This is a genomic window from Streptomyces maremycinicus (assembly GCF_001184025.1).
In the GTDB taxonomy this organism is placed as follows: Bacteria; Actinomycetota; Actinomycetes; order Streptomycetales; family Streptomycetaceae; genus Streptomyces; species Streptomyces maremycinicus.
The window spans coordinates 456,640-472,831 of the sequence record NZ_BBYG01000009.1 but is presented as its reverse complement, the minus strand read 5'-3'; the positions used below and the strand labels follow the sequence as shown (position 1 = coordinate 472,831).

General features: G+C 64.9%; 16 protein-coding genes. 9 read left to right on the top strand and 7 right to left on the bottom strand.

What is annotated here, in order from left to right; genetic code table 11:
• Positions 1–143: 143 nt before the first annotated feature.
• Positions 144–347, bottom strand: a complete 204-nt coding sequence (locus AOQ37_RS41150; RefSeq protein WP_234436823.1) for a hypothetical protein — start codon at positions 345–347, stop codon at positions 144–146.
• Positions 348–482: 135 nt separating this feature from the next.
• Positions 483–1,466 (bottom strand): HEAT repeat domain-containing protein, encoded by a 984-nt coding sequence (locus AOQ37_RS38070; protein ID WP_234436822.1) that lies wholly within the window; start codon positions 1,464–1,466, stop codon positions 483–485.
• A gap of 158 nt (positions 1,467–1,624) precedes the next feature.
• On the opposite strand from AOQ37_RS38070, the gene AOQ37_RS06620 reads away from it, so the two are divergent.
• The 4 genes from AOQ37_RS06620 (at position 1,625) to AOQ37_RS06610 (ending at position 4,920) form a co-directional block, all read left to right on the top strand.
• The gene (locus AOQ37_RS06620; RefSeq protein WP_062642133.1) at positions 1,625–2,395 is read left to right on the top strand and encodes a hypothetical protein; all 771 of its coding nucleotides are present in this window, start codon (positions 1,625–1,627) and stop codon (positions 2,393–2,395) included.
• Positions 2,396–3,040: 645 nt separating this feature from the next.
• Positions 3,041–3,265: a hypothetical protein gene (locus tag AOQ37_RS41145; RefSeq protein ID WP_234436821.1), complete on the top strand. Its 225-nt coding sequence runs from the start codon at positions 3,041–3,043 to the stop codon at positions 3,263–3,265.
• A gap of 171 nt (positions 3,266–3,436) precedes the next feature.
• The gene (locus AOQ37_RS06615; RefSeq protein ID WP_062642499.1) at positions 3,437–4,366 is read left to right on the top strand and encodes a phosphotransferase family protein; all 930 of its coding nucleotides are present in this window, start codon (positions 3,437–3,439) and stop codon (positions 4,364–4,366) included.
• A gap of 179 nt (positions 4,367–4,545) precedes the next feature.
• On the top strand, positions 4,546–4,920 hold the full coding sequence (locus tag AOQ37_RS06610) for a DUF4760 domain-containing protein (protein WP_159401308.1): 375 nt from the start codon (positions 4,546–4,548) through the stop codon (positions 4,918–4,920).
• A gap of 45 nt (positions 4,921–4,965) precedes the next feature.
• Here the strand turns inward: AOQ37_RS06610 and AOQ37_RS06605 are convergent, their stop codons facing one another.
• Positions 4,966–6,441, bottom strand: a complete 1,476-nt coding sequence (locus AOQ37_RS06605) for an NsdA family TPR-like regulatory protein (protein ID WP_510185326.1) — start codon at positions 6,439–6,441, stop codon at positions 4,966–4,968.
• 150 nt (positions 6,442–6,591) lie between these two features.
• Here AOQ37_RS06605 and AOQ37_RS06600 point away from each other — a divergent pair, with 150 nt between their 5' ends.
• The 3 genes from AOQ37_RS06600 to AOQ37_RS38430 are packed head-to-tail and all read left to right on the top strand — an operon-like array spanning position 6,592 to position 7,788.
• Positions 6,592–7,143, top strand: a complete 552-nt coding sequence (locus AOQ37_RS06600) for a bifunctional DNA primase/polymerase (protein ID WP_374701483.1) — start codon at positions 6,592–6,594, stop codon at positions 7,141–7,143.
• Entirely contained in the window at positions 7,143–7,463 is a 321-nt protein-coding gene (locus tag AOQ37_RS06595; RefSeq protein WP_062642130.1) for a hypothetical protein, read from the top strand. Before AOQ37_RS06600 ends, AOQ37_RS06595 begins: the two co-directional genes overlap by 1 nt.
• 4 nt (positions 7,464–7,467) lie before the next feature.
• A complete protein-coding gene (locus AOQ37_RS38430) occupies positions 7,468–7,788 on the top strand; it encodes a hypothetical protein (protein WP_199824942.1) in 321 nt (106 codons plus the stop codon).
• A gap of 1,358 nt (positions 7,789–9,146) precedes the next feature.
• Here AOQ37_RS38430 and AOQ37_RS06590 read toward each other — a convergent pair.
• Positions 9,147–10,097: a PIN domain-containing protein gene (locus AOQ37_RS06590; RefSeq protein ID WP_062642128.1), complete on the bottom strand. Its 951-nt coding sequence runs from the start codon at positions 10,095–10,097 to the stop codon at positions 9,147–9,149.
• Positions 10,098–10,318: 221 nt separating this feature from the next.
• On the opposite strand from AOQ37_RS06590, the gene AOQ37_RS41140 reads away from it, so the two are divergent.
• On the top strand, positions 10,319–10,459 hold the full coding sequence (locus tag AOQ37_RS41140; protein ID WP_234436820.1) for a hypothetical protein: 141 nt from the start codon (positions 10,319–10,321) through the stop codon (positions 10,457–10,459).
• A 157-nt stretch (positions 10,460–10,616) separates the two neighbouring features.
• On the opposite strand, the gene AOQ37_RS06585 is transcribed toward AOQ37_RS41140, so the two are convergent.
• From AOQ37_RS06585 to AOQ37_RS41130, 3 genes are all read right to left on the bottom strand, one after another.
• Positions 10,617–10,838 (bottom strand): hypothetical protein, encoded by a 222-nt coding sequence (locus AOQ37_RS06585; protein WP_062642126.1) that lies wholly within the window; start codon positions 10,836–10,838, stop codon positions 10,617–10,619.
• Positions 10,839–10,921: 83 nt separating this feature from the next.
• Positions 10,922–11,077: a hypothetical protein gene (locus AOQ37_RS40340; RefSeq protein WP_159401307.1), complete on the bottom strand. Its 156-nt coding sequence runs from the start codon at positions 11,075–11,077 to the stop codon at positions 10,922–10,924.
• Positions 11,078–12,024: 947 nt separating this feature from the next.
• Positions 12,025–12,300 carry a GIY-YIG nuclease family protein gene (locus tag AOQ37_RS41130; protein ID WP_374701485.1) on the bottom strand — a complete coding sequence of 92 codons (276 nt, stop codon included), beginning with the start codon at positions 12,298–12,300 and terminating at the stop codon, positions 12,025–12,027.
• A 313-nt stretch (positions 12,301–12,613) separates the two neighbouring features.
• Here AOQ37_RS41130 and AOQ37_RS39645 point away from each other — a divergent pair, with 313 nt between their 5' ends.
• Positions 12,614–16,168: an NB-ARC domain-containing protein gene (locus AOQ37_RS39645; protein ID WP_107085133.1), complete on the top strand. Its 3,555-nt coding sequence runs from the start codon at positions 12,614–12,616 to the stop codon at positions 16,166–16,168.
• The last annotated feature ends 24 nt before the right edge of the window (positions 16,169–16,192 follow it).

The following is a 16,192-nucleotide window of genomic DNA, read 5'->3' as shown; positions in this document are numbered from 1 at the left end:
TCCCGCGCCTCATCCCGCACTGCCATCGCCTAACCCCGACCCCGCCGAGTAAACCCACCGAATGAACCCGCCGAGCAGGCCCGCCGACCAGGCCCGCTGAGCAATCCCGCCGAGCAGGCCTGCGGGGCGAACGACGCGCGCGCTCAGACGCGGTAGGCCCCCGGTGGCACCCCATGGGCGAGGCCGTACGGCGTCAGGGCGATCACGCCCGTTCCCCGGCAGGGCGTGTCGGGACCGATGTGCAGGGGAGTGACGCCGTAGGAACGGGCCAGGTCGGCGGCCAGGTCGTGGGCGGCCCACCGCCACTCGTCCTCGTCGTCCTGTTCCTCCCGCGCGGCGTCCCACACGGGCGTGAGGCCCAGCTCGACACGGCGGGCCCGCTCGAACGGCAGGGGCTCGCCGAGCGTGAGCAGCTCGTCCTCCGCCTCGCCCGTCTCGCAGTACCGCCGGACGACGGTGCCCTGCTCGGCGACGACCCAGGCCTAGCCGTCGCCCTGGCCGCCGTAGTAGTAGGCGTGTGCCCGGCCGTACCGGGCGCTGAGTTCGGTGCACAGACGCAGGACGTCGTCGCGGCGCTCCTCGCCGCACGGGTCGCACCAGGCACCGAGGACGAGGGTCCAGCCGTCCAGTTCGGGTGTCACGAAGACCCGTTCATAACCGTCGTACGGGTCCTCCGGGCCGAAGCCGTGGCTGTCGGAGTCGACGATGTCGTTGCCGAGGGCGAAGGTCACGGGTCTGGGGTCGACCAGGCCGAGCGTCCGCATGATCCCGGCCCGGTCACCGCCGGGGACGGCGATCCAGTGGTTCCAGCAGGCCCACATTCCCTCCGGCCGGTCGTCCGGGAGCTTGACGCGGACGAGCCGTTCGATCGCGGCGACATCGGCGCGGGACAGCGCCGTTTCGCCGCCCAGCTCGGCGAGCACGGTCAGCGCCCGCGCCCGCAGCCGGCCCGGACCCCGCTCCCGGATGCGCCGAAGCAGCGGAACGACGTGCTCGCCTTGCAGTACCAGGGCGTGCTGTGCCTCCCGGCCTACCTCGTGGTCGGGGTCCCCGAGCAGCGGCAGCAGCTCGGTGACCACGGACCGGGCGCCATCGCCGCACCGCTGAAGCCCCCGGACGGCCGCGAGCCGCACGTGCGGCGCCGGATGGGAGAGGGCCGCGGTGCAGCGGTCGAGGGCGGCCGCGCCGAAACCGGAGAACGCGAAGCCTGGACGCCGGCGAGATCCCTCGCCGACCGCGGAGGCGAGACCGCGAAGAACACCGTCGAAGGCGGCCGCTCCCCCGACCCGCCCCAGCACGGCGGCGAGGGGCCGCCAGTCCACGGACGACTCCTCGTTTGCCAGCTCCCGCACCAGCCCCTCCACCGCACCACCCCCGAGCGCGACCAACGCCTCCGCCGCCCCTTCCCCTCGCCCCGCCACCCCGAGATCCCGCACCAACCCCCGCACGACCCCGACGTCCACCACGCTTCCCTCCCCACTTCGCCACTCTCCGCCATTCCCCGTTCCAAGAAGGAGGGGGCGAGGAGGGGGCGACGAACGATGCCGGAAGCGGCACCGCTTCGGTAAGGTACGGATCTTCGGTCGGCGCAAGCCCCACGGAGTCCTCGAAGGCCGAGCCCCTCATGCATCAGCTTGCCGACCTCCCCGCACGCCGCCGCCTCGGCATCGCCCTGGACAACCTCTCCGTCACCTTCCAGGGCATGACGGCACGCCCGGACGAGCACAACTGCGAGTGCCACTGGGGCAGTCCGCAGGAGCTCTCCCTGCTGAAGACCCCGGACCTGGAACTGGAGCCGGACCTCCTGCGCCGCACCTGGCAGGCCACCGACTGGACCGATCACGCGGCCGTACTGCGCCGCGTCCTGCCCCAGTTCGCCAGGGCCCTGGTCGCCGGCCGCGCGGAACCCCTGTTCGGCCCGGAAGAGGCCGGAGACTCCCTCGCCCGCGGCCGCTGGCACCAATGGCCCGCCGAACAGGCCGAGGCAGTACGTGAGTTCCTGCATGCCTGGTGGGCAGCGAGCCTCACCGACCCGGATGCGGCCGTCCCGGCGCACCAGGTCCTCGTGATGTGCGCCGAGGCGTCCGGAACGCTCGCCCCGTGGCTCGCCGACCGGGAGGAGCACACCGGACACCTCAGCGACCGGCGTCTCGCCGAGGCGGCAGCGAAGTGGGAATACGAACTCCTGTGCGAGAACCTGCCGTGGTACGTCGGCTGGTACGAGCACGACGAGGAGAAACTCCGCGCCGACCTGACCACCTGGCTCCTCCACCACGCGGCGACACGCCTCCGGGAGTCGGGCGCACCGGCGGACCTACAACACCGGATACGCCTACTGGGCCTCACAGGCGAGGCCCGCTGGACAGATCCGCACTGGCCCGGCCACCACTACTGAAGAATGGACGCCGGCCGAGTTCAGACGCATCAAGACGCATCCAGCAGCAGTACGCCTTCGACTTCACGGACGACCACGGAGCATTCCTCGCGACCCTGGGCCAAGCGGTGGCCGAGGCGAGCACCCGACCGCAAGACGGAGCCCCTGAACCCGGACCCTCTGAACGGAGCACGGACTCACCGGGCGGGGGCGCCGGAGGCGCCGATGCGGGTACCCGCACACACCCACCGGCACCTGCCCGCCGACCGGGGCCCCGGGCACCGGGTGCTCCCGATGCGGCAGACGGACGCCATCCACGACGGACGCCCCTTCTGGCAAGCCCCCCTCCAAGCCCCCCTCTGACCGAAGCGCTCACACAACTCGGTGGCCGAAGCGCGGTGTCACGCCCAGGATCGGACCATGGATGTTGTCGTTCAACGGGTCTGCACGTCGTGGACGAAGAAGTCGCGAGGCGGCCCCGAAGCCGCCCGCAGAAACGCCGCCCCCACGGCCTTCCCCCTACCTCCGGGCCTGAGTACCGCACTCCACGAGATCACGATGAGCGAGTCAGATTCCTTCGAACCCCATACAAGGGTGCGGGACCTGTCGGCAGCAGGGACAACTCTGGGGGAGGTGGATGGCCTGCTGCGAGTGGATCCCCCGACGGTGAGCACGTTCGCCATGCCACGCCGCACCCGACGCCCACCCGCCGTTCGCCTGGCCCCCGGCCAATGGCTGCAATGGCAGATCAACCACCGCTTCGCCGGCCGCTACGAAGGAGGCTGGTCCTACCAACTGACCACACTCAACATCCACTACGGCCCGACAACCCCCAACACATTCCTGACCACCCCCACCCACCACATAGACGAGCGCAGACACCTACGCTGAACCCCACAGCACCAAGCCGCAACGGCTCCGGAGCCCAGGTGAGAGCGAGGGACGCCGAGGCCTCTGACCTGCGGGGGAGCGGTGCAGGGAGGCGTCTCGGACGAAGATCATTACGCCCCTATTACGTGGGCGCCCTGTCCGGCGGTGGGGCTGCGCCGTATGGTCGGAGACATGATCTCGGGCAGCGGCGGGGAAGTGCACAGCGGCGGTACGGAGTTCACGGCGGAGGGGATGGAAGTCGTCCTCCGTGAGGCGTGCGAGGCGGCCGGCCTGGACTCGACCGGGGTAGAGCTCCTGCGCCTGGGATCCAACGCTGTCTACCGGCTGGCGTCCTTACCGGTCATCGTCCGCATCGCGCGTGACCCGGCCGTTCTCGCCGAGATGGAACGCGCTGTGGGCGTTGCCCGTTGGCTGGAGACGGTCAACTTCCCGGCGACGCGTGTCCTGGCCGGCGTCGCTCAGCCCATCGCCGTGCGCGGACTGGTGGTGACCTTCTGGGAGAGCGTCCAGGAGCGCGAGGAGTACGCGACGATCGGCGAACTGGCCGACCTGCTCCGCCGATTCCACTGGCTCGAAGAACCCGAGTCGCTGCGCCTCCCGTACTTCGATCCTCTGGCCAAACTGTCGGCCTCGCTGGACGGTCTGACCGATGTTTCCGCGGAGGACCGGTCCTTCCTGGAGGAGCGGGCGGCCAAGCTGGCGAAGGAGTACGACCGACTGGACTTCGTCCTTCCCTTCGGCCTGATCCACGGGGATGCCAATATCGGGAACGTCCTTCGTCACCGGGATGGGCATGCGGTCCTCATCGACCTCGATGGCCTGGCCCTCGCCCCGCGCGAGTGGGACTTGATCCTGACCGCGATCTACTACGACCGGTACGGCTGGCACACCAAGACGCAGTACGCCGAGTTCGTCCACCGGTACGGCTTCGACCTCATGAACTGGCCCGGATACGAGACCTTGGCCGACCTGCGGGAACTGATGATGGTCGCGTGGATCGGCCACCAAGTGGGCACGAGTGAGCGGTTCGCGGCGGAGTTCGAGCGGCGCATGCGCTCTCTGCGAACCGGTGAAGGTCGCGACTCTTGGGGTGCTTTCTAGGGGGCGACAGTGCACCCTCAGCGCTGTACCGGCAAGATCTCCATCCCACATCCAGTTGGCGCCTTCACTCTCTGAAGTACATCCAAGATGGGCCTCGTCTTCCCTCATACCGCGGAGCGTGCATGAGCGTGTGGGATGCAATCGGTGTAGTGACTTCGCTTCTAAGCTCGATAACTGTGATGGCCGCGCTCGTTTTCGCAGCCCGCCAAGTGCGAGAGGCCGCAGACACGCGGGCAATGACGACCTTGCTTACAGTGCACGAGCAATGCCAGTCGCCCACCCTGAACAAGATTCGCAGGCGTCTGAAGGACGGCCAGCTCGGCGATCTCGGCCAGCTCACCGCTGAGGACCGCAACGATCTCGGCGATCTCCTACAGCGACTGGAGCTGGTCGGATTCCTCGTAGATCGAGGGTTGGTTGACCTGGAGGACGCCAGGAGCCTCTTTCCGAAGTTGCCCCGGACTTACGCAAAGGCACGGCCCTACATCGAGCAACGCCGAGAGCAAGACGCGGTTTACGCTGCCAAACTGGAGAGCTTGATCCAGCGATACTGAGATCAGAGGACCGGCCAGCGGCGTGAACTCATCAACCGCAGCTTCTTACGTCCCTGCTGCGATCCACAGCCTGTGTTCTCGCGCCTCTTCTGCAAGTTCACGCGCTGCTGCACTGGGGCCGGCCGCGGTCAGGTTCTGGCGGAACTCGGCGAGGTAGCTGATGCACCGCGCAGACTTCAGCTGCTCGCCAAGATCCATGGCGTCGAGAGCGACGCGGCACGCTTCCTCGACGTCACCCGCGCGCAAGTGGGCGTCGGCGAGAACCATGGTCGCGAAGAAGTCGCTCCGTACGTGACTGCCGCTCATGGCGTTCTCGGCATGCGCTACCGCCTGGCGGGCCCTGTTGACGTCTCGGAAGCAGTGGGCGGCCTCTGCGGCAAGCTCCGCCTCATCGAAGTAGCTGATCCACTCCGGCTCATCCTCGCTGTTCCGACTCTCAAGCGCCTTGGTCGCTGCGCTCAGGGCGGCCTCGCAGGCTGCGACATCTCCGGTGCGGGCAAGGGCGCGGGCATCCATCGCGTGGAACTGGGCTCGCAAAGTCGGCGTGGCTACAGGGGAAATGCCCATGAGCGCTGCGCGGGCGAGAGTGCCAGCCTGGGTGTAGCGGCCGAGGAAGGTTGCTTGGTGACTCATCGCTGACAGGATGCTGCCCGCTAACCGTCGGTCGTTGGCGTCCTGAGCGAGGCGGAGCGCCTGGAGGAAGTATCGCTGGGCGAGGCCGTGGTGGCAGGCGTCGTACGACATCCAGCCGGCAAGGAGCGTGGCTTCCGCGACGGTGGAGAAAAGAACCCGGCCCACCTGCTCGGTGTACTGGCCGCGCAGCATCGGGGTCACGTCGTTGTTGAGGTACTGGATGACGGAGTGACGTGCGTGGTCTCCGCCGAATTGGTCGTCGAGCCGGGCGAACATGTCTGCCGTGGTCTTGACCGCAGCCACGTCACCGAGACCGACTCGCATGCCTTCGCTGCGCGGGCGGGGGATGCCGGGTTCTGGCGCGACCAGCCAACGAAGGGACGCTTCGTTCCACGCAGGCTCGGACGGCTCTGCCCTGAGCAGCGGGTCGTACTGATTCAGATCCGCGCGCCACAACTGGCTGACCGTCTGAATGGCGTCATCGGGGCTCGCGGGATACGCGGCGTCGAGTACGGGAGCGTCCTTCGCCTCTCCGTGATTGAGTCCGAGCTCTGCCGCACTCACGGCGAAGGCATCGCAGAGCAGCGGGCCGTAGAAGTCGTCGGGGGTGCTGTGGCCGTTCTCCCAACTGGCGATGCGACGCTTCACGCTGGTGTCCGACGGGAGCTGATGCCCACGCTGGGTGGCCGCCTGGCGTAACTCCCTCACCAGCCGCGGCTGGCTCCAGCCCCGGCTGATACGAGCCTCGCGTAAGCGGGCACTGGTCGGCTTCATGAAGACGTGACCCTTCACTCCCGTGCACATGCGCCGGCGTGGCAACTCGGCCTGTCCGATCGAATGTACGCGCTGGTGATTGCTTCTTGCAGGCAGTAATCGGAGATCGTCCACGCAGTGTGGGTGACGGGGGACGACGTGGCGCGCGTGGACGCGTCATCCCCCGTCACCCCTCGTCATCTGCCCTGGCCAGGTACTGGGCCGTGAGTCTGGATTCACGGCGGCATCGGGGCCGCTCGGTACTCCGACTGAGGGTGAGACGACGTGCAAAGGATGACGAGGCGGGGCATCGAGTGGCTGTCCGCGGCGGCGGACAACCCGGCCGAGTGCCGACAGGTTTGGGCGGATGACCCGCGGACGCCCAGCCTGCTGCCGACCGGCCGCTTCTTCGACGTGCTGAGCGTGGAACAGCGCCTCGGGATGGAGATGTTCGACCGCCTTCAGCGCAGCGGAATGCCGTTCGGGCCGGCGATCGCCGACCGCAAGGCGCAGCGAGTCGGATTCTTCCTCGGCTCGGAGGCCCGTGAGACGTTCCTCTTCTACCTGGGACGCGAGACGTCATCCCCACCGCCGTACCGGTACCTCGGAGACGGCTGCGCGGTCGTGGTACCGGGCCCCATTCCGCTGTCCGACGACCGCTACCAGTGGCTTCGCGCCCCGATGCGTCGGCCGGAGGCCAACCCGCTTCGCCCGGTCGCCCTCGCGACCGCGCTGGTCGCCTCGGCGGAGCTCCTGGCCAGGATCGACCGCTTCGACGAGAGGTACCCGACCCCGTACGCGGCGGTCGCTGCCCTTCCCGAGGAGACAGACCTCTGATGCCGACTGAGCCGACCGACGGGCGCGACGCTGCCGCGTGGTCGCCTCTCGACAGCGAGGGCTGGTACGCGGCCCGCAACGCGACCACGGCAGTGCGGGACGCCCTCGTGCGCGCCGGCCTGGAGAAGGACTTCCCGTACCTGCGCGCGGACTTGAACGCCTTCGGGCACGGCCTCGTCGAGCTGGGCCGGGTGTCCCCCGACACGGCCGAGCGCCTGGCGGAACTCCTTCGCCTGGCTCTGGCGAGCGGACTCCGCCGAGACAGTGAGGGCGTCGAGCACGCACAGACCACCGTCGAAGAACACGAGGGAAGGATCTGACACCATGACCGACCGGCGAGGAGTGGTGGCCAAACGGGCAGAGGACTTGGTACCCGGCGTGCCCTACGTCCGCGGCTGGAACCGCGCCCGACGCAGCGCCGGCACCTTGGCCGATCAACTTGTGCTGCTTGGCCTGGACTCCGACTTCCCCGGCCTCGTGGCCGATGTGAACGCCGTCGGTGACGGGGTGGTGCACCTTGGGGCCGTTCGACCGGAAGCGGCCGAACTGCTGGCCAAGCTGATCACGGCAGGACTGCGGGCGGAGCTGCAAGGCGCTACGGCTGAGTCACCTGCGACCGCTCGGGGGGCAGCACCTGCTGCTTGAGCCGTTCCTCTAAGCCGACCAGCTGCGGTCCGAGCGCGCTCCTGCGACCAGCTGGCCTGAGCCCCGTACGACAGCGTTCCCCCAGCGCTGTCCTACGGGGCTAGTTGCTGTCCCAGCGCACTTGGCGAGTCTGCCGCTCGGCCGGGACCGGCGCCCCAGCGCCGCAGCCCGGACGAGTGGACGGCTCTCTATTGAGATTGTTGAGCTGATCAAGAAGTGAAGTGCTAGCCTCCCCATGATGCAACTGACCTTCCATGGGTTGCAGTTGCAGGACTTGGTCGTTGTCGTGTTTGGCGCAACTGATCGCCGACTAGTCAGTTTTGCTCCGCACCTCACCGATCAGCCGGTGGGCCACCCTTACCCGCGGGTCTTACAGGTTTTGAACGAGGATAAAAGGAGTGTCCGCTCAGCTCACGCGCTAGCAACGCGTATAGCACCTAAGCCTCTGACTAGTCGGGCAGGGACTTGGTTTTGGCCACATTATGCGTGGTCAGACCGAGCCTGCCCGCGCCCGGACTGACCACCCAAACGGGAAGGTTCGAAAGTCCGGATGGAAGTGCCCACCTGGGTAGCGGCGACACTCTTTGGGATCAGCGCCCTTGCCTTGATCGTTAGGCGAGTCCCGATCTTGCTCCGCGAATGCCGGAAAATGGCATCGGCGTACTACGACCTTCGAGACGAGGTCGATCGGAGGCGACGGGCACGCGTCACACATCAGAACACGGACGACGAAGAGAAGGGCTGACGTCGTAGAGGTTGACGGGGCGTGAACGTCGAACGCCCCGTCAAGTCTTGGACTGCGATCACCGTTTCAAACTTGTCCAGGGGTTCCAGGCATATCTGGCGCACTAGGCAAGAGACCTGCGCCCGACGGCATGGAATGGGTGACGACGATCGAAGTCGCGCTCTCAGCTTGGGAAGCTGCGATCATTCACGGCTAGTGCAGGCGCTGAACTGGGTAAACGGGTGGACCGTGGCCTTGTTCGGCTGGGCTGCTTTCACCGAGGTTCCCCGCTGTTCCCCGCTCGATCTGGTGCGCTTGTGGTGCGGCGGCACCGCTGCGGGCCCGCCAGCGTTGGGGATGTCAGTGCTACGTCTCAGGGGCCGATTCGATGACATCGGCCCATTGTCATAACGGTGAAGGTCACGCAGGTGAGCAGGGTCACCGGCCTGTGACCCTAGCCGCAAGGGACGGTCACTGTCTGCCCCCGTCCGTCAGCGTTGATGTCAGCACTGATGTCAGCCCGGTCGATCCGCAGCCGGCCGTCGCCGATCCAGCGCAGCGGGGCGCTGTCGGCGAGAACATGTGGGGCCCGGCCCGCCGTGAGGCGTTGCTGGGCCCCTCGCCTGTCCAGGCGTCAGCCGGTCGTCGGAGGCTCGCCTTCGGCCTGTCGGGCGCGCCGCTGCGCGCGCGTGCCGGTGCCGGGCTTGTCCTGGGCCGACCAGTCCGGTTCGGGCCCGGGGTCCTTCGTCGCCACCTTGATGACCTTCAGTCCGGCGGTTCGGGCCCGGGTGTGCTGGCTCGTGTCGCACGTCAGGAAGCGGACGTCGCGGCCGGCCAGGCCTTGAATGGCTACGGTTCGGTCGATGATCTCGTCATCGTTACGGTCTAGGCGCACGTGGCCGGGGGGATCGAGGACGATCTCTACGTTGACTCTGCCGCGGGTCTCGCCGTCCTTGGGGGTGTACACGCCCTCGTGCAGGAACCCGTGCGTGTGGCCGTCGAGGACCTCGTCGAGGCGACCGAGCGTGTGGGCTGCACGCCAGCGGCCCCGCTGCTTGCTGGTGTCCTTGAGGTCGTCCAATTCGTCGACCACCACGATCGGGAACAGCAGGCGGACGAACTCCCAGGGCTGTACGTCGAGGATCGCGTGCAGGTCGACGTCGGCCAGCTTCACGTCGTTCTGGATGTAGAAGCTGGAGTCGGCGACGACGAAGGCCTCCCGCATGTTCCACCGGCTGATCTGCGTGTCCAGCGCGTCCACGGCCGCCGCGAAGGCTTCGATGCGTTCGACCACTTCAAGTTGCACCAGTCCGTTCACCAGACGGGTCTGGGCGGGGCCGGCGAGCGTGCCGCAGCTGGCCAGCAGCACCTTGTACCGGGGGGTGAACACGAGCTGTTCGAGGTCCCTTTCACTGACCTGGGAGCGCAGCAGCCGGGCTGAATCGGTGGCCCACTCCAGGTACGCCATCAGCCCCTCGAAGGCGTTGTCGTAGTGCCCTTGGAGGTTCTGCGCCGTGGTGTGCACGCCGCCGAGGACCTTGCGAATGTTGAGCCGATCTGCGCCCGGACGGGGTGATATGAGCATGCGCTGATCATGGCAGCGCAGGCTGGTGGACCGCCTCGGTTTTCCGAACAACAGCCGACATCGCCGTACCCCAACCGCAGCGCGTGCGGAGGGGTGTTCAGATGGCGGGAGACTCTGCCTCATGACTGCACGTCGCTCGCTCGGTTCCGGTCCGGCCGCTTTCGCCTGCTGCTCCTCTGCCCGTGGTCCCGGCCCGGTTGTTGCCGGTGGAGCGGGCGGCCGTGGACGACGGCCAGGCGGACGATGTGGTGCTCGTGCCGCAGGGCTCGGGACAGGCTCGGAAGCGGCGGCAGCTCGGTGTGCCGGCGGCGGTGAACCCGACCGGGCCGGATACGCCGGCGCTTCCTCCTCGTCGCGGCTGATGCGGCGGCGCTCGAGGGAGCTCCGGCTCCGAATTCGTTGCACTGGCGTTGAGGTTTGTTGAGCCCTGGGACCCCTTTCCGGTAGTCGACGGCATCGAGGGCGCAGGCCTTCGCGTGTGGGTGGTCGACGTCGAGCAGCTGCACGGCGCGGCCGGGCTCACCGCGGCTTGCGGTTCTCCTTGTGGGCGGCTGCCTTCGTGGTTCTGGTGCTCGTCGCCGCCGTGGTGGGGTCGGACTGTGGCTTCTGGTCCTCGGTGTCGGGGCGGGTTCGGGGTGCGCGGTAGGGGCCGCCGGGTTGGGTGGCGGTGATGGTGGCCCAGGACTCCCCGGCTTCGGCAAACCAGTCGTCGACGGGCTTCCAGCGGCGGGTGTCGGGCATGGCTGCGCCCTGGGGGTTGCGCGGAGGGGGGGGATCGGGCGGGCCAGCCGCTAGTTCCGCCCGGCTCGCGCCATGCGATGCGCTCACAGCTGGAGGAAGAAGGCCAGCGCCATGAAGGCGGCGAGGGCGATCGTCAGGGCCGGGATGAGGGCGGGGTACGCCACGGCGATCAGCCCGACGAGCACTGTGCCAATGAGGGCGAGGGCGACGGTGTGACGGTCCTGCCGCTTGTTGGACACGGGTCCTCCTATGAGTGGTGGTCTGCGGGCCGGAAAAAAAAGTCCGCCCGTCCCGGACAGCCGGGAGCGGTGCTGAGGGTGAGGGAGCCGCAAGTTAGCGCCGCAAGCCCTCGGCATCACCTGTGAGGTCGAGGAGCGAAGTGCCGAAATTAGGCGGTGGGGGATGCGCGCACGAGGAAGCCCCCCACCGAGGCGGTGAGGGGCTGTCAGGCCAGGGGACAGGGTGCACCGCGGTCATTCAACAGCTGGGCGAGGAACGGCTCCTACATGGGTTGCGTCGCAGGTCTGACACGGGTGACCGCCCAGGAGTAACGAGACTTCCGCCATGAGCAGCACTCGCCGCCACTCGGGACCGGGCCAACGGGCACCAGGACCACGCAGGCAAAGGAGCGGGCCCCGTGGCTGCTGCCGGTCGAGCGGGCCGATCACGACGGCGACCAGGAGCACGGCCATGTGTCGGCGTTCGTGCAGGGAGTTCCACTGGTCGGCGCCGAGGAAGCAGTCCTCCATCCAGAACCACTGGAGGGAGGATGCCTCCACAAGTTTCGCCGCCGTGTTCGCGGAGGAGACAGGCGACGGCTGCGTGCTCAATGGCGTTGCCGTCGGGCAGCGCTTCGGCGCTGTATCCACCGTGGTCAGTCCCGCCACAACTGATCAAGGGCGGCCGTGACCTGCGGCTGCCTAGCCGATCACCGCTCTGACCTGCTGCTGAGCTGTCGGCAGTTGTTGACGTTGGTCACCATCGAGTGCCCTTCCACGGCCCCAGGACGGCCCGGGAGGGCGCTCGTGCGTTGAGGGAGACAGCCGACTTGTAAGTTCGCTCGCTGCGCGGTGCGGACTGCCAGCACGGGGCCCGCTGGTCGCTCGCGCGTCCGGCGCCGGCCACCGCCGAGTGCCCTGGTTCGCCGCCGTTGATGTCAGTTGGTGATGTCAGACAGGCAGGCGGTCTATGCGCTGACGGCCAACTCTCGTGCGCGCTGCCGAGCTTGGGCTCTCAGTTCCTTGAGGCGGCCGTGGAACAGGTTGTGGCGGTTCTGGTCGAGGTTCAGCGGCAGGTCTCGTTGGGTGATGAGCTCCGACTCCAAGGTCCACGGTTCGTCGTGCTCGATCCAGCACACTCGGGCGTTCTCTGCCATCCACTGGCTGAGTGTGGCTTCCCCTGCCTTGCCGAAGGTCATGCGTGTCCCGCTGCGGCCTACCCGGCGTAGCTCGATCCCGAGCAGGCAACCGAGCGTGAGGCGAAGCGTCGATCCGGCCGCATCGCTCCGGTAGTGGTAGCGCGCGTTTGCGCAGGTTCTGCATGCTGGTCCGGTTGGCCATGTACCGCGGAGCTATGCCGACGTAGAGCAGGCGCGCGCCATCCAGATTTCGGCTAGCGTCGTCTGGACGGCCCGTCAGTACCCGACCGCCAAATGACGCCGATGGGATGCCAGACCATACGACCCATGTGTAGCCTTTCAACAGGGGCATGGGACGCGACGGGGGTCGAAAGTGGACGGCGGACGGGTTGCAGCGCGAGGGTTTCGTTTCCAGTACATGCGCACCCTGGAAGCCATGATCGCAGCAAGCGATCAAGCTCATCTCTGCCGAATAGAGGGACCAGGCCGCAACTCAACTTCGACGGACGACAAGGAAGTTGTCGATTTTGATCTAATCGATAGTTCAGGCGCGTGCCTGGTTGCAGCCCAAGTCAAGAGTGGTACTCCCGGTCGTACGATTAGCGCTCACTCATCCTTCTCGGTGCTGATACGGCTGGTGCGCTCGGGCGAGTCTCTGCGATACGAGTTGATCACGAACATGGCCCCTGATCGTCAATGCTCTATTCTGCTAGACACTCTACGAGCTTCAGAGTCAATTCCCGATCTACACAAAGAACTGGAGAGAATTCTTTCAAGATCCGAAAATAGCATCACCCTGTTGAACGGGCTATCACCCGAAGAGCTGCAACGACTAAAGCGTGCCCGAATTACTCTTGACTCGCGCACCGATGCAGAAATCAGAGAAGATCTTCATCACCACGTGCGCGCATACAGAAATCGCCATAGGGCAGGAATGGGGGAAAGGTCGGCAGGACTTCTCGTTGGGTATCTACTGGATGAGATACACGAAAAAGCTGCATCGGATGCAAGCGCATGGCTCCTGACTGACTTCAGGCAGGAATCTCTGATTGAGGACGAGGCGCTACTTCAAGCGCTAGGCAGGCAAGACTGGGGAGCTATATATGGGCCGGTAGCTCCAGTGCCAGACGTGAATCGCCCCTCTCTAATTCAAGAAATAGAATCAGCATTCTTCGACCAGCCTGATGGAAAAGCCCTGCGGACGTGCGTCCTGACTGGTCTGTCAGGCATCGGTAAATCGAGTCTGGCGTCAGCATACTTGGCGCAGAATGCATATAAGTACGACTTGATTCTTTGGATTGAGGCTGGATCCCAAGAGTCCCTTGTGATGTCATTTCGCAAAGTAGCTGCACATCTAACGCAGGGATCCGATACAGCCGGCACCGTTGAGGACACGACTCTCGTTAGGGAACGAGTGCACTCGCTGCTCGCTGCTCTACCTGGGCGATGGTTGGTGGTGTTCGACGACGCGAGACCCCACGAAGTTGACGGTTGGCTGCCACCTCTTGGTCGGGGTGACGCGCTAATTACCTCGACCGACAGCGCCGCCTGGAGCAGTAGCGACCGCAAGATCTCCGTCAGCTCCATGGGTATCGACGAGGCCACTTCGCTAATACGTAAACGCCTCGGCGTACCTCTCGGCAAAGATCCTCAAATCCAATCATTGGCGCTTGCTCTTGAATGTTGGCCATTGGCGCTGGAGCTATCATGCGGCTATATCGAAAGCTGCAATATGCCGCTCGCCGACGTCGGCGAGTATCTTGATTCCCTCAAGAGGCGCGCACTTGGTGACTCCTTCTCGGTTCCACGCGGCTATCCACGCACGCTCGTGGCAGCCATTCACTTGAGCATGCGCCATATAGGTGAGCTCGCGAGACGCGAGGATGAGGGAATTTGGCATGCTCTCATCCAAATAGTGGGAATTTCCTGTTTCTTCGGTTCGCAGCGAATCCCAGTCCACCTGGCAACCGTGTCAGCTCTCGTTCACCCTGATGAGGTGGAAACGAATAGCGGTAGCATCATAGTTGATGAGCACCATTCAGATCTACCCGTTCGGGAAGTGATCAGGCTTCTAACCCGAGTATCTTTTGTCCGATACGATGCACCGCTAGAACGTCTAAATGAAAAATCTAATATCAGAGCCGATGACACAGTCACCTTAAATTCGGTCGTCCAAGAGATCTTGCGGACTATCTTCAGCGAAAATTCCCCTTTGTCTGACCTGTTGTCGCAAGCAGCGTTTCACACTGAGCGATGGCTTCGCGAGGCGCTCGACCACGGGGTTGGACTCCGGGCTCACGAACTATCACTTCACGCCGGCGAACTGGCACATCATGCGAGATCACTGAATATCAGGACTAACTACACGGCTCTCCTGTTGGGAAACCTGGCGTCATTTCATCATTCACGCGGCAATGAGAAACTATCATTCGATCTCTTCAATTTGGAGCTAGTCTGGCTTGAGGGTATCGCTGATGTGAACGAAGTCCTCGAAATACAAACAAGGATTGCGCTTGCAACGCTTATTCTGAGTAGCCCAAGCTTGGCGCAGCGTCCGGAAGATTCACCGATTGCCCACCTGAGCCCAGTGCTGGATTACGTCCGGCAGCTCGCCCAGGAGAATCAAAGCAGCGCCGCTTTCCTGGCCGCGGAGTGCGCGTTCACTCTGCGGCAAGCAATTGAAATGGGTCGTGATGCGTCCGGCATTTCAAAGCTAGCGGATGACTTCTCTGAGCTATTGCAGCGACTCCCTGAAACGTCGGCATCGCGCAGTATCACAGTCGCTTTCGAAGTGGGCAAGCTGATAGGCGAGCAAAGAGCCGCGGAAGCTATCACTCTCGCCAAGGAAGAGCTAGCGAATCGAGAGAATGTCGTCGCGGCTCCCGTAGTTGAGCTGCGCAGACTCCTTGTTGAGGCGCTGGTTCTTGAACAGCAGTGGAATCAGGCAATCAAAGAGTTCCAAGTGCTAGCACCCCTCTTCGATAAGCACACAATTTATCACTCATCGGCATTCCTCATGGTTCACAACGTGGGGCTTCACTGCGCCATGCACTGGGGAATGTTCAACGATGCTGATGCTCTTGCTCTGTTGGCAGAAGTCGTGGCAGTCGTAGATATCGAACACTTGAAGAGCGGGATAAGTCGAGAAGTAGAAAAACTCCGTTATCTCCTGCTGGAGTCTCTCGCCGCATACGCCCAAGGTGGAGTAGAAAAGTTTGACGAAAAATTCTCCGGTATAGACCCGCAGGATCTTGATGCTGGGGAGGCGTCTGATGTCGCATGGGTGTTAGCGGCAGGAGTCGTAGTAGCCCGGGTGCGCCGAGGGATAAAAGCGGTTGGCTCCAATCGCATTACTGACCCCAAAGAGGTTATGCGGGCCGCCGCGGATACGGAGGCGCGATGCCGACTAATTACTGCGTCCGAGTATGAGAGTTTACTTACAGCTCTGGGGAGGGATGGGAGATCGTTTGCCGGAACTTCCGAGGTGGATGGTGTCCCCGTAGCGATCATTGAGCCGCGCTATATGGTTGGCTCCGTACAGAAGGATACTGGCGAAAAAATAGAGATGCAGGTACTCGCCATCTGCACTGCTGGTTTCCACGATGCTCGTCGACGCAACAAAATGTTCAGCCATTCACCTGGATGGCTCCTGAAGGCTAGCGGTGATGAAATTACGCTAGTTGACGGTGAGGGCGGGCTCTGGGCTGTCGCGCGGGAGAAGCTGTCCCAGACCTGGATAAGTGCGGCCAATGCGAGTGGGCGAGTCCGGATTCTTTACGGGTTTGGGTTTGACCTCCATGCGGGGCAAACTGGGCCTGGGATTCCGGTCAGAAACTTCACGGAGGCGGTAGAAGAGGGGGTCCTGTGTGCTGCACTTGTGCGATGGGGTGGCTCACAAGTGGTCCCGCCTCATGTGAAGAAAAATCGTGGGCGAGCACGGACACCGAAAAAAGCGCGAAAGCGCCGTAAGTAAGACACCGTCAGGTCGGCGGAGCGG

What these genes read in the sequence shown, in the direction of transcription:
- AOQ37_RS06620 (WP_062642133.1), top strand. Translation starts at nt 1,625, where the DNA reads ATGCATCAGCTTGCCGACCTCCCCGCACGCCGCCGCCTCGGCATCGCC.
- AOQ37_RS06615 (WP_062642499.1), top strand. Translation starts at nt 3,437, where the DNA reads ATGATCTCGGGCAGCGGCGGGGAAGTGCACAGCGGCGGTACGGAGTTC.
- AOQ37_RS06610 (WP_159401308.1), top strand. Translation starts at nt 4,546, where the DNA reads ATGGCCGCGCTCGTTTTCGCAGCCCGCCAAGTGCGAGAGGCCGCAGAC.
- AOQ37_RS06595 (WP_062642130.1), top strand. Translation starts at nt 7,143, where the DNA reads ATGCCGACTGAGCCGACCGACGGGCGCGACGCTGCCGCGTGGTCGCCT.
- AOQ37_RS38430 (WP_199824942.1), top strand. Translation starts at nt 7,468, where the DNA reads ATGACCGACCGGCGAGGAGTGGTGGCCAAACGGGCAGAGGACTTGGTA.
- AOQ37_RS06590 (WP_062642128.1), bottom strand. Translation starts at nt 10,097, where the DNA reads ATGCTCATATCACCCCGTCCGGGCGCAGATCGGCTCAACATTCGCAAG.
- AOQ37_RS06585 (WP_062642126.1), bottom strand. Translation starts at nt 10,838, where the DNA reads ATGCCCGACACCCGCCGCTGGAAGCCCGTCGACGACTGGTTTGCCGAA.
- AOQ37_RS39645 (WP_107085133.1), top strand. Translation starts at nt 12,614, where the DNA reads ATGCGCACCCTGGAAGCCATGATCGCAGCAAGCGATCAAGCTCATCTC.